At 66.3% G+C, this 12667-nt stretch carries 11 protein-coding genes; 6 read left to right on the top strand and 5 right to left on the bottom strand.

The genetic code is table 11. The features are described from left to right. The first annotated feature begins 65 nt into the window (after window positions 1–65). The gene (locus tag BFE01S_RS02985; RefSeq protein WP_028224326.1) at window positions 66–1121 is read left to right on the top strand and encodes a phytoene/squalene synthase family protein; all 1056 of its coding nucleotides are present in this window, start codon (window positions 66–68) and stop codon (window positions 1119–1121) included. A gap of 74 nt (window positions 1122–1195) precedes the next feature. On the opposite strand, the gene mmsB is transcribed toward BFE01S_RS02985, so the two are convergent. From mmsB to BFE01S_RS02970, 3 genes are all read right to left on the bottom strand, one after another. Then, window positions 1196–2086: a 3-hydroxyisobutyrate dehydrogenase gene (gene mmsB / locus BFE01S_RS02980; RefSeq protein WP_028224325.1), complete on the bottom strand. Its 891-nt coding sequence runs from the start codon at window positions 2084–2086 to the stop codon at window positions 1196–1198. An 18-nt stretch (window positions 2087–2104) separates the two neighbouring features. Beyond that, a complete protein-coding gene (locus BFE01S_RS02975; RefSeq protein WP_028224324.1) occupies window positions 2105–3631 on the bottom strand; it encodes a CoA-acylating methylmalonate-semialdehyde dehydrogenase in 1527 nt (508 codons plus the stop codon). Window positions 3632–3717: 86 nt separating this feature from the next. Next, window positions 3718–5031, bottom strand: coding sequence for an MFS transporter (locus BFE01S_RS02970; RefSeq protein ID WP_028224323.1), 1314 nt, complete (start codon window positions 5029–5031; stop codon window positions 3718–3720). 116 nt (window positions 5032–5147) lie between these two features. On the opposite strand from BFE01S_RS02970, the gene BFE01S_RS02965 reads away from it, so the two are divergent. Further along, entirely contained in the window at window positions 5148–6101 is a 954-nt protein-coding gene (locus tag BFE01S_RS02965) for a LysR family transcriptional regulator (RefSeq protein WP_028224322.1), read from the top strand. 117 nt (window positions 6102–6218) lie between these two features. On the opposite strand, the gene BFE01S_RS02960 is transcribed toward BFE01S_RS02965, so the two are convergent. Further along, a complete protein-coding gene (locus BFE01S_RS02960) occupies window positions 6219–6614 on the bottom strand; it encodes a BON domain-containing protein (RefSeq protein WP_028224321.1) in 396 nt (131 codons plus the stop codon). 669 nt (window positions 6615–7283) lie between these two features. Further along, a complete protein-coding gene (locus tag BFE01S_RS02955) occupies window positions 7284–8165 on the bottom strand; it encodes a LysR substrate-binding domain-containing protein (protein ID WP_028224320.1) in 882 nt (293 codons plus the stop codon). Between the two features lie 113 nt (window positions 8166–8278). Between BFE01S_RS02955 and BFE01S_RS02950 the strand changes: the two genes are divergently transcribed. From BFE01S_RS02950 to BFE01S_RS02935, 4 genes are all read left to right on the top strand, one after another. Next, on the top strand, window positions 8279–9517 hold the full coding sequence (locus BFE01S_RS02950; RefSeq protein ID WP_028224319.1) for an MFS transporter: 1239 nt from the start codon (window positions 8279–8281) through the stop codon (window positions 9515–9517). Between the two features lie 301 nt (window positions 9518–9818). Next, window positions 9819–10895, top strand: coding sequence for an ABC transporter substrate-binding protein (locus tag BFE01S_RS02945; RefSeq protein ID WP_028224318.1), 1077 nt, complete (start codon window positions 9819–9821; stop codon window positions 10893–10895). Window positions 10896–10914: 19 nt separating this feature from the next. Further along, window positions 10915–11772 (top strand): ABC transporter permease, encoded by an 858-nt coding sequence (locus BFE01S_RS02940; protein ID WP_028224317.1) that lies wholly within the window; start codon window positions 10915–10917, stop codon window positions 11770–11772. Between the two features lie 40 nt (window positions 11773–11812). Beyond that, complete coding sequence (locus BFE01S_RS02935; protein WP_028224316.1) at window positions 11813–12646, top strand: ABC transporter permease; 834 nt, start codon at window positions 11813–11815, stop codon at window positions 12644–12646. Window positions 12647–12667: the final 21 nt, after the last annotated feature.

Below are 12667 nucleotides of genomic sequence, written 5' to 3'. Positions count from 1 at the left end.
CCTCCTTACGTCCACGATACAATGCGGCTCTCGTTCGATCCGTCCCTTGCCGCCGCTTCTCCGACATGCAGAATTCTAACCGGGCCTTCCTGCTCGGCCCGTTGCTCAAAGGCGTTTCCCGATCGTTCTACCTGACGCTGCGCGTGCTCCCGGCGGGCATGCGCGATCCGGTGGGCGAGGCGTATCTGCTGGCCCGCGCCGCGGACACGATCGCCGATACCGCGCTGATTCCCCCGACCCGGCGCCTCGCGCAATTGCTCACGCTGCGCGAGCGCGTGAACGGCGTCACGGACGACGACGCCGGGCTCGCGCGCATCGCCGCCGAAGTGGCGGGCCAGCAGACCCAGTCGGACGAAAAGCTGCTGCTGGAGTCGCTGGGCAGCGCGCTGGACGTGCTCGCACAACTCGACGATGCCGACCGCGCCGCCGTCCGCGAGATCGTGACCACGCTCACCGAAGGCATGGAATTCGATCTGCGCACCTTTCCCGACGAACGTTCGGGCGAGATCCAGGCGCTCGCCACGTGGGACGACCTCGACCGCTACACCTATCTGGTGGCGGGCTGCGTGGGCGAATTCTGGACGAAGATGACCTACAGGCACCTGCCCGGCACGCTCGATCCGGCCTTGCGGGAAACGATGTACCGGCGCGGCGTGCGCTTCGGCAAGGCCCTGCAGATGGTGAACGTGCTGCGCGACTGCGGCAAGGATCTGCGCATCGGCCGCTGCTATCTGCCCGCTTCGATGCTCGCGCAGGCGGGCCTGGGCGCCCGCGATCTGCTGGAGCCCGGCGCATCCGCGCGGGCGCGCGGCATTCTGTTCGAGCTCGTGCGCATTGCGCTCGATCACTTTCGCGCCGCGATCGACTACACGTTCGCGCTGCCTCGCCTTTCGCTGCGGCTGCGGCTCGCCTGCCTGTGGCCGATCCTGATCGGACTCGAAACGCTCGAAAGGCTCGTGGCGAACGAGGCATGGCTCGATCCCGCGCGCACGTCGAAGGTGACGCGCAACGACGTCTATCGCATCCTCGCCTGCTCCACGCTGCTCGCTCCGTCCAACACGCTGCTCGAGCGCTGGTTCCGGCGCCTCATCGCGCGCGTCGAGGCGCGCCTCAAGCATTAGGATTGCTTAGGGTTTTGCGGCGCGAACGAAATCACGAGCGGCCCGCAACCCGGGTTGCGGGCCGCCCGGTCTTCCTAGCCCTTCTCGCCGCGGTACAGCTTGATCACCGCGGAAAAGTCGAGCTTGCCGTCGCCACGGCTGCTCATGGCCTGATAGAGCTGCTGCGCGATCGCGCCCATGAACGCCGGCTGATGCACGCCCTTCGCGGCATCGGTGGCGAGACCAAGGTCCTTCAGCATGAGATCGGTGCCGAAGCCCCCCGCATAGCCGCGTGTGGAAGGCGCCGTCTCGATCACGCCCGGATACGGATTGTAGGTATCCGAACTCCAGCAGCGGCCGGTGGAAGTGTTCATGATGCCGCCCAGCACCTTGGGATCGATGCCGAGCGCCTCGCCCAGCGCCATCGCCTCCGCAACGCCCGCCATCGTGACACCGAGCACGAGGTTATTGCAGATCTTCGCAACCTGCCCCGTGCCCGTGTCGCCGCAATGGACGATGTTCTTGCCCATGCCCGAGAGCACCGGCTTCACGCTCTCGTACGCGGCGGCACTGCCGCCCACCATGAACGTCAGCGTGCCGGCCACCGCGCCGCCCGTGCCGCCGGACACCGGCGCATCGACAAAGGTGTTGCCGCGCGCCGCCGCGAGCGCTGCGAATTCGCGCGCGCTCGTGGGATCGATCGTGCTGGAGTCGATAATGGTCACGCCCCGGCCGATACCCGCGAGCACGCCGTCCTCGGCCGTCAGCACGCTGCGCACGTGGGCCGCCGCGGGCAGCATCGTCACGACCCATTCGGCACCTGAAGCAGCCGCCTTCGGCGAGGCGGCGCGCGTGGCGCCCGCTTCGGCGAGCGTCTGCATGGCCGTCTCGCTCAGGTCGAACACGACCAGCGTATGCCCCGCCTTGAGCAGATTGAGCGCCATGGGCGCGCCCATATGTCCCAGCCCGATGAAACCGATCTTCATACGCGTGTCTCCTGTCGTTCAGCGCAGGCTGATGGTGGTGTTCACGCCGTCGCTGACCGTGGCGTCGTCGAACCAGCGTGACGTAACGGTTTTCGTCTGCGTGTAGAACTGCACGACCTGCTTGCCGTAGGGGCCGAGGTCGCCGAGCTTCGAGCCGCGCGAGCCCGTGAAGCTGAAGTACGGCACCGGCACCGGAATCGGAATGTTGATGCCCACCTGGCCGATGTCGATCTCGCTCTGGAACTTGCGCGCCGCCGCGCCGCTCTGCGTGAAGAGGCCCACGCCGTTGCCGAACGGATTGGCGTTGACGAGCGCGATGGCCTCGTCGAGATTCGCCGCGGTGAGCACCACGAGCACCGGCCCGAAGATCTCCTGCGTGTAGATGTCCATATCGGTCTTCACGTTCGTGAACACCGTCGGCCCGACGAAGTTGCCGTCCTCGTAGCCCTTCACTTTCACGTCGCGCCCGTCGAGCGCAAGCGTGGCGCCCTGCTTCACGCCCGTTTCGATCAGCCCCAGGATGCGTGCCTTCGCCGTGCGCGAGACCACGGGGCCCACATCGGTGCCCGATTCGTGCCCGGCGTTGACCTTGAGCGTCTTCGCCTTTTCGACGAGATCGGGCAGCCACTGTTGCGCCGCGCCCACCAGCACGACCACCGAAGTCGCCATGCAGCGCTGGCCCGCGGCGCCGAACGCCGCGCCGACGAGCGCGTTGATGGCCTGCTCGCGGTTCGCGTCGGGCAGCACCACGGCGTGGTTCTTCGCGCCCATCATCGACTGCACGCGCTTGCCGTGCTCGCTGCCGAGACGATAAACGTGCGTGCCCACCGCGGTCGAACCCACAAACGAAATGGCCTTGACGAGCGGGTGCGAGCAGATCGCATCGACCACTTCCTTGCCGCCGTGCACGACGTTGAGCACGCCCTTCGGCACGCCGGCTTCGAGCGCGAGTTCGACGAGTTCCATCGTCGAGAGCGGGTCCTGTTCCGAAGGCTTGAGTACGAAGGTGTTGCCGCACACGATCGCCATGGGGAACATCCAGAGCGGAATCATGGCGGGGAAATTGAACGGCGTGATGCCCGCGCATACGCCCAGCGGCTGCTGCAGCGTGTAGGTGTCCACGCCGCCCGCCACGTTCTCGGCAAAACCGCCCTGCTGCAGCGTGCCGATCGAGCAGGCATGCTCGACCACTTCGAGGCCGCGGAAAATATCGCCTTCGGCATCGGGCAGCGTCTTGCCCTGCTCGGCCGTGAGCGTCTTCGCGATGCGCCCCATGTTCTCGCGTATCAGCGCCTGGAATTTCAGCATGATGCGCAGGCGCGCGCCGATCGACGTGCTCTTCCAGGTCGCGAAGGCGGCCTGCGCGCTCTGCACGGCCGCATCGACTTCGGCGACGGTGGCGAAGGGCACGCGCGCCAGCACTTCCTGGGTGGCCGGATTGACGATGTCGCGCCATTCGTTCGTCTTCGACTCGACGAACTCGCCGTCGATCAACAGCTTGACGGTGGGGACATGGGCATTCGATGCCTGGGTGACTGCGTTCATCTTGAGCTCTCTCGCATGGGTTGGAAGGGTCCGGGTCCCGGCAACTGCGCGGGCCGCGCCGGATAATCAGGAATACGATTCACTATTCAGTCGTGATGCGAACGCATGAGCAGCGTGCAGACGAGCGCGACGACCGCCAGCGCCACCATATAGGCCACCACGTAGTGGGGCTTGCCGCCGCCGGATGCGAGCAGCGCGGTCGCGATCATCGGCGCGACGCCGCCGCCCAGCACGCCCGCCACCTGCACGGACAGCGAGATCCCGCTATAGCGGATCTGCGCGGGAAACTGCGCGGCGAAGAGCTGCGATTCGGGCGCGTAGAGAATCGGAAACACCACGCCCACGCCCAGCACCATCGCCCACCACACCGTCATGGGATGCAGCGTTTCGAGCATCGCAAAGAACGGCGCCACGAACAGCCCCATGATCACGAGGCCGGCGATAAACAGGCGCTTCTGGCCCACGCGGTCGCTCAGCCAGCCGCAAAACGGCATTGTCGCGAGCGAGAGCACGGCGCCTGCGGTGATCGCGTGCAGAATCGCGGCTTTCGGGATCTTCAGCTGATTAGCAGCATAGGCCAGCGCGAACGCCACCACCAGATAAAACCAGGTGTTCTCCGCCGTGCGCGCGCCGATGATGATGAGCAGTTCGCGCGGCTGGCGGCGCAGCACTTCGAGCACCGGCGCCTGCACCGGCTGGCCGCTCTGCTTCATGCGTTCGAAGTCGGGCGATTCGGGCACCCGCACGCGGATCACCCAGCCAATCAGCACGAGCAGGATGCTGGCGAGGAACGGCACGCGCCAGCCCCATGCCAGCAGGTCGGCTTCGGGCAGCGCCGTGACGGCCGCCATCGCGAGCGAGGAGAGGATCAGGCCGAAGCCCACGCCCGTCTGCGGCAGGCTGCCGAAGAAACCTTTGCGGCCGCGCGGCGCATGCTCGACGGCCATCAGCACCGCGCCGCCCCACTCGCCGCCCACGGCCATGCCCTGCAGGAAACGCATCGCCACGAGCAGCGCCGCGGCCCAGTAGCCAATGCTCTGATACGAAGGGATCAGCCCGATCGCCATGCTGGGAATGCCCATCAGCAAGAGCGTGGCGAGCAGCATGGACTTGCGCCCGATACGGTCGCCGAAGTGGCCGAACACGATGCCGCCCATCGGCCGGCCGATAAAACCCACACCGTAGGTCGCGAACGCGGCGAGCGTGCCGAGGATGGGGTCGAGCGTGGGAAAGAAGATCTTGTTGAAAACGAGTGCGGCCGCGGTGCCGTAGAGGAAAAAGTCGTACCACTCGATCGTCGTGCCGGCCATGCTGGCCCAGCCTGCCAGCAGATAGTCGCGGGCGCGCCGCGCAACGGGGGCGGCCACTGCCGCCCTCTGGGGGGTGGACTGCATGTGCATCGTCTGTCTCCGTCCTTGTTGTAGCCGGGCGCCTGCGAAGCGGGCTGCCCCGACGTCTGCGAACGAGTATATTTATTCGAATATCCACGGTATAGAGACGAAAAAGCCCATCCGATATGCAAAAAAACACAACGAGCAAACTGGAGACACTCAACTGGGACGACCTGCGCTACTTCCTGGAGGTGGCCCGCACGCAGCGCGCCAGCGCCGCGGCGAAGCGGCTGGGCGTGGATCACACCACGGTCGCGCGCCGCGTGCGCGAACTGGAAACGGCGCTTGGGACGGTGCTGTTCGACAAGTCGCGCGCGGGGGGCTTCGTGCTGACCGCGGAAGGACAAAAGCTGCTGGCCTATGCAGACACGATCGAAACCACGGTCCAGTCCGCCAGCGAGCAGTTCGCGCTGGGCGCGCAGTCGTTATCGGGGCAGGTGCGGGTGGGTTCGACGGAGGGCTTCGGGTGCTTCTTTCTCGCGCCGCAGCTCGCGCGCTTTTCGGGCAAGCACCCGGACATGTCGATCGATCTGCTGCCGGTGCCGCACTTCGTGAGTCTCTCGAAGCGCGAAGCCGATCTCGCGATCATGCTGGAGCGGCCCGAGCGCGGCCAGTACGTCTATACGAAGCTCACGGACTACCGGCTCAAGCTGTATGGGACACCCGACTATCTGACACGCCATCCGCGCATCCGCACGGCGGCCGATCTGCGGCGCCACGCGTTCATCAGCTATGTCGCCGATCTCGCGTTCAGCCACGAACTGCTCTATCTGGAGCGCACGGTGCCCAACGTCATGGCGAGCCTGTGCAGCACCAGCGTCATTGCGCAGTACCATGCCGCGCTGCAAGGCAGCGCGCTCGCCATTCTGCCCTGCTTCATGGCCGAGCCGGACCCGCGCCTCGTTGCGATCCTGCCCGACGAGATCGTGGTGACGCGGCGCTTCTGGCTGTGCAGCCGCGAAGACCTGCGCAAGCTGCGGCGCATCACCTCGCTGTGGGACTACCTGCGGGCCGCCGCCGATGCGAACCAGCAGCTGTTGCTCGGCGAGTCGCCGCAGATGCACTACATCGAGCCCTGAAGTCAGGAAACCTCAGGAAACGACCCTGTGAAAAGGCCGCACAGGTAGCCCGAAAACGGACTGCCTGTGCGGCCTGACGCATACCCTTGGGGTATGCGCTAACTTGCGATCTGGCGATCAGGTCCCGACCGGACGGATCGTCAGCGCGTTCTTCACGGAGGTCACGCCGGCAACGCCCTTGGCAACTTCCGTAGCGCGATCGACTTGCGGCTGCTCCGGCACGGTGCCTTGCAGGGTCACGGCGCCGTCCTTCGCGCGCACGGTGATGTTCGCCACGCTGACGTCCTTGTCCTTCGCGAGCGCCGCGCGCACCTTGCGGGCGAGCGCACGGTTAGCGGCCTTCGCCGACTTGTATTGCGCCTTCGACTCGTTGTACTGCTGCTTGGCGGCAGTCGTCGGGCCGCTCGCTGCCGTGGCAGCGGCCGGTGCCGATGCGTCCTGCGCATAGACCTGAAGCGAAGCGGCGACCAGCATCGTGCCGGCAGCCAGTTTGAATGCCTGAATTGCCTTCATGCAGTTTCTCCTGTTGTCACAGTTTTCTTGAATTGACGGCCCACGCAATACGAAATGGACCCGTGAACTACCCACCACTGCCAAAAAAAATCTGCGTCAAAGCCGGTATGCGCCCATTGCCGGGCTGGTACGGCATCAACGCCATCTGCGGAGCCGAGGCTGGCCCGAACGTTTTCGGGATGCCTTCACTGCATTGCGGAAGAGTAACGATACTCCAAATATTCGAACGATGATGCCAATCGTGCTGCCTGCGCCTGATTCCTGCAACATCGGCCGCCGGCGCCGCAAGCGCCCGGGCTGGTGCAGGCAAGGGGCATTGTGCCGTTTTCCGCGCCGCCTTGTCATGAACGTGTAATGGCACTGTCGCTGTCCGGATACAAGGCGCTGTTTCAATGGGGGAAAAACGATTTGCCGTTAACACAAATCCACATTTGCAATCCATTCACGCAAACCTCAATCCATCGAATACGGCCATTGCCATGTTCCGTCATGGTGCATGCGAGACGAATAACGCAATCGGTTCAATACAGCTTTTTGCGCCGCATTCGGGTACGCATGCGTCATGCAATCCCTTTATTGACCATCAACGTCCGGCATTCATTCCGCGTTGACAGCTCCCCACGCAGTATTACCCCGATGCGGCATTACCCCAATGGCCCTGCCTCGCGCTCAATTCGCGAGCTGGGCCTTGATCCACCGATAGAACTGCTGAATGGCCGCCTCGCGCGGGTGCCCTTCGCGCCAGCTGAAGTAGTAGTCGAGCGAAGCGGGAATGCGCACCTGGCTCAACTGCACGAGTTCGCCGCGTTCGATGAAGCCGCGCGCAAGCTGAAGGCGCGCGGTGGCCGCGCCCTGGCCGGCCACCGTGGCTTGCAGCAGGAGCCCGGCATCGTCGAATACCGGGCCGCGCTCGGGCTCGTCGCCAGCCACCCCGGCTGCTTCGAAGAAGTCGCGCCAGGAGCGGCGCGTAAAGCGCAGCAGCGGCATTTTCACGAGGTCTTCCACGCGAAAGCCGGGATAGCGGGCAAGCAAGGCGGGACTGCACACGGCCACGACCTGGTCGTCGAGCAGCTTGCGGAACTGGAAGCCCGGCTCGTCCACGCGACGATGCCAGATGCCGATGTCGAACGGATACGGGTCGGGCGGCGTGACATCTGCGTGCATGCGCAACGAGAGATCCACGTCGGGATGCCGGTCGTAGAAGTCGCCGAGGCGCGGAATCAGCCATACCGAGGCGAAATCGGACATCACGCTCAGCTCCAGCCGGGTGACGCCGCTCACGCCGGGACGCGTCGCGTCGAGCGCGCTGCGCAGTTCGTCGAGGCTGCGGCGCACGCGCTCGGCCAGCTGCGCGCCCGCGGCGGTGGGAATCATGCGGCTGCCCGCGCGGCGGAAAAGCTCGACGCCCAGCTCGTTTTCGAGCCCGCGCAAATGATGGCTCACGGCGCTGTGCGTCAAATGCAATTCTTCCGCGGCACGGCTGAAGCTGCGCCGCCGCGCCGCGGCTTCTAGCGCGCGCAGGGCCTGGAGAGGAGGTAGCGGTCGGGACATGACGTCAAATTCTACTCACAATCCCGTCTGAAATCTCTCGCTGGCGGCCGGCCCGGCTTTTCGCCAATAATCGACACCCAGGCATTCAACCCGCTTTCGCGCCTCCCGGCATCATGACTTCACTCAGATTGCGCGTATTCGCCGTTTTTGCGCTCGGCTACTTCGTTTCCTATCTCTTTCGCGGGGTCAATCTCGGCTTTGCGCCGTTTTTGTCGCACGAAATGGGCATGAGCGCCACGGACCTCGGCACGCTCACGAGCCTGTACTTCCTCGGTTTCGCGGGCGCCCAGATCCCCGGCGGCGTCCTGCTCGACCACTTCGGGCCGCGCCGCGTCACGGCCTGCGTCATGCTGATCGCCGCTGCCGGCGCACTGATCTTCGGGCTCTCGCATAGCATCGGCATGATGATGGTCGGACGGCTCCTGATCGGCATTGGCGTTTCGGTCTGCCTTGGCGGCGCATTCAAGGCCACGGCGCAGCACTTTCCCGTGGCGCAGCTCACGCTCGTCAACGGCCTCGTGATGGCCGTGGGCGGGCTTGGCGGCGTGGCCGTGGGCGCGCCGCTGACGTGGCTGCTTTCCGTCGCGCCATGGCGCGGCGTGAGTCTCGGCCTCGCCGCGCTCACCGCGGCGGTGGCCGCGATCATCTGGGTGGGCGGCCCGCGCACGCGCGATACGCACCACCAGGCCAGCGTGCTCGAGCAGTTCAAGGGCACCGCCCATATTCTGCGCAGCCACGCGTTCTGGAAGACGGCGACCTTCTCCGCCCTCACCCAGACCGTGTTCTACGCCATGCAGTCGCTGTGGGTAGGCGCGTTCCTGCGCGACGTCGTGCCCGCCGGCACCGCGGACGTGGCCGCGCGCGCCGCCTCGCTCGTCTCCGTGCTCGGCGCCGCGTTCATTGCCGGCAACATCGGCTTCGGGGCGCTCGCCCGCGCGTTCGAGCGCCGCGGCGTGAGCGTGCAGCTTTTCTCCGGCGTGACGATGGTGCTCTTCGTGCTTGTGCAAGCCCTGCTGGCCGCGCGCGTGCCGCTGCCCGCGCCCGTGCTGTGGGCCGCCTACGGCGCGCTCGGCGGCACCGGCATCCTCACCTACGCCGTGCTCGCCGAGTACTTCCCGCCGCGCCTGATCGGCCGCGTCAATACCACTTTCACGCTCGTCATCTTCGTCGGCATTTTCCTCACGCAGATTGCCGTGGGCGCGGTACTCGGCCACTGGACCGCCGTCGACGGGCACTATCCCGCCATCGCGCATCAGACCGTCTGGGCCGCTCTCGTCGTGCTGCAGATCGCCGGCGGCATCTGGTACTTCATGCCCGCACGCCGCACGGGCCCTGCGGCGCACGCAGCCTAGTCCTGATCCCCCACCCGGTTCCCCGTTTGGCTCCCGTCCCGCACGCGCTATCGCGACGCACTCGCCGCGATAGCGCCGTTTCCCTCTGCCGTTCAGATCGTTAGCACGATTTCTCGCTTCGGCGCCGCCCCTGCCGCCACTACCATGAGGGCTCGTCCTGGCTGAGGCGCACGGCACGGCGCCTGCCTGCATGTGTTCGAGGCAGGCAAGCCGCGCAATACCGCGCCTGGCCTCAGCCACCATCAGAGTCTATTCGTTTGTTGTACTAACGTACTGACTTCGCACGCTCACGACCACGTTCATGCGCCTACACCGTCTTCTGCAGAACCTTCTCGCCACCGCGCTTGCCGCAGGACTCGCATTCGCGGCCCTCAACGCTTACGCCGACAAGCCCACCGTGATCCGCATCGGTGTCGCGCAGCAAGGCTCGGGCGATCCGCCGGCCTTCGGCGGCTCCCCTGCGGCGACGGTCCAGATCCGGCAGTCGCTCGAAAAGGAATTCGCGCCGGACGGCATCAAGGTGGAATGGGTCTTCTTCAAGGGCGCCGGCCCCGCGGTCAACGAAGCGATTGCCGACAAGTCGCTCGACTTCGCCTACCAAGGCGACCTGCCCGCCGTGCTCGCCCGCGCGAACGGCCTGAAAACGCACATCCTGCTGGAGTCGGGTGTGCGCTCGGGCGTGAAGGTCGGCGTGCCGCCCGACTCGGACATCCATACGATCAAGGACCTCAAGGGCAAGCGCGTCTCGATCTTCCGCGGCACCAACCTGCAGCTCGTGGCCGACAATGCGCTGGCCGCGAATCAGCTCGACGAGCGCGACCTTCGCGTGATCAATCTCGACGTCGCGAGTTCGCTTGCCGCGCTCGCTTCGAAGGGCATCGACGCCTCGATCAACGACTACCACCTCTACCGCCTGCGCGATCAGGGCCTCGCGCGCATCGTCTACGAATCGCAGAACGATGGGGCGCAGTTCACGCGTCAGGCGCATCTGCTTGTCGTGGACGACTTCGACAAGGCGCATCCGGACATCGTGCAGCGCGTGGTAAACGTGTTCGTGAAAGAGGCGCGCTGGTCGTCCGACGAGGCGAACCGCGACGCGCTCTTCAAGCTCTGGGCCAGGAGCGGCGTGAGCTACGCCTCGTGGCAGGCGGAGTACCCGCCGCAAAGTCTCAAGCAGCGCAATTCGCCGCTCATCGATCCGTTCATCGTTGCGCGCTACAAGGCCGTGGCGGACGACGCGCTGCGCCTGAAGCTGATCCGCCAGAGCGTCGACGTCGATTCGTGGTTCGAGCCGCGCTATCTCGACAACGCGCTGCGCGCCCAGGGGCTGGAACACTACTGGACGCGCTACGACGCCAACGGCAAGCCGCTCGGCTAAGCGCGTCACGGAGCCGCCCATGCCCGATACCGCTCTTCCTCTCGCGCCCGATCGCGCGGCCGCGCCGGCGGCAACCGAAGCGCACGCACGCGCGCCGCTTCCCGGATGGCTGCGTGCCGTTGCGTGGCACCTCGCTCCCTGGCTGCTGCCCGCGCTCCTCTATGTGCTGTGGAGCGTCGGCTGCGAACGCGGCTGGATCGCGCCGCAAATCCTGCCGCCGCCGCAACGCGTCTACGAAACCTTCGTCGATCTCGCGACGAGCGGCGACCTCGCGCGCAACACGCTCATCAGCCTGCAACGCGTCGTGCTGGGCTTCGCCGGCGGCACGCTGCTCGGCTTCGTCATCGGCGCGGCGCTCGGGCTCTCGCGCACGCTCGAGGCCTGGGTGCTGCCCAGCTTCAATGCGATCGTGCAGATTCCGGTGCTGGGCTGGCTGCCGTTCCTGCTCCTCCTCGTGGGCGTGGGCGAGCCGCTCAAATACCTGCTGATCGGGCACGCCGCACTGGTGCCCGTGACGCTTTCGACGCTGCAGGGCTTCCGGCAGACGCCCGCTGCACTCGACGAAGCCGCGCGCGTGTTCCGCTATACGCGCTGGCAGCGCATCGTGCACGTCGTGCTGCCCGCCGCCGTGCCCACGCTGGCCACCGGCGTGCGGCTCGCGTTCACCAAGGCGTGGCTCGCGCTCGTCGTGGTGGAGCTCGTCGCTTCGTCGGAAGGGCTCGGCTATCTGATCGTGTACGGACGCCAGCTCTTCCAGCTCGATCTCGTGATGGCCTCGGTGGTCGTGGTGGGCGCCATCGGCCTCGCCATCAACCGTCTGCTCGACGCGCTCGAAAAGCGGCTGCGCCGGGGCATGCCGTCTGCGTTCCGCGAATGACGCGCTTCTGAATCGCCGCTCTGCTGCCCGAGGAAAACTCATGCCCCACAACCCGTTTCGACGCGCCACCCGCGCCCCGGCCTGCGCCTGCGACACGCCCGCGCGCAAGCGAGTGCACCGCCCCGACCTGCGCGGGGCCGTGCTGCCGCTCGTCGCGCTCGCGCTCTGGTGGGCCGTGAGCGCGCTGCACCTCGTGAAGAGCGGCCTGCTGGTGAGCCCCGCCGACGTCCTGCACACCGCATGGGACCAGATCAGGACCGGTGCCTTGTTGCGCGCGCTTTCCGCTTCGCTCGCGCGCGAAGCGAGCGGGTTCGTGATCGGCTCGCTCGCCGGGCTGCTGCTCGGCGGCGCGCTCGGCTTCTCGCGCATTGCCGCGCGGCTCGTCGGCCCGAGCTTCGACACCTTCAAGCAGATCTCGCTCTTCGCGTGGATCCCGCTCATTTCCGTCTGGTTCGGTCTCGGCGACGCCGCCAAAATCGTGTTCCTCTCGCTCGCCGCCCTGCTGCCCGTGGCCGCGCATACCTGCGACGGCATCCACGCCGTGCCGCCCCGCTACGTGGAGGTCGCGCGTGCGCTGCGTTATTCGCAATTCCAGCTGATCCGCTACGTGATCCTGCCCGCCGCGCTGCCGTCGATCTTCACCGGCATCTATCTCGCGCTGATCTATTCGTGGCTCGCGACGCTCGGCGCCGAATATCTGCTGGTGGCGGGCAGCGGCATCGGCAATACGCTGATCGACGGCAGCGAGCAGTTCCGCATGGACCTCGTCCTGTTCAGCGTCGTCGTGGTCGGCGCGACGGGCTGGGCGCTCAACGCCGCTGCCCGCCGCGTGGAGCGCGCTGTGCTCCAGAAACGCACCGGCATCGCCGGCTGATTCATTCGCAATCCTTGACAA

Origin of the sequence: Paraburkholderia ferrariae NBRC 106233 (assembly GCF_000685035.1) — a bacterium.
In the GTDB taxonomy this organism is placed as follows: domain Bacteria; phylum Pseudomonadota; class Gammaproteobacteria; order Burkholderiales; family Burkholderiaceae; genus Paraburkholderia; species Paraburkholderia ferrariae.
The sequence above is the reverse complement of the archived record's forward strand: the minus strand, read 5'-3'. Positions and strand labels throughout refer to the sequence as shown.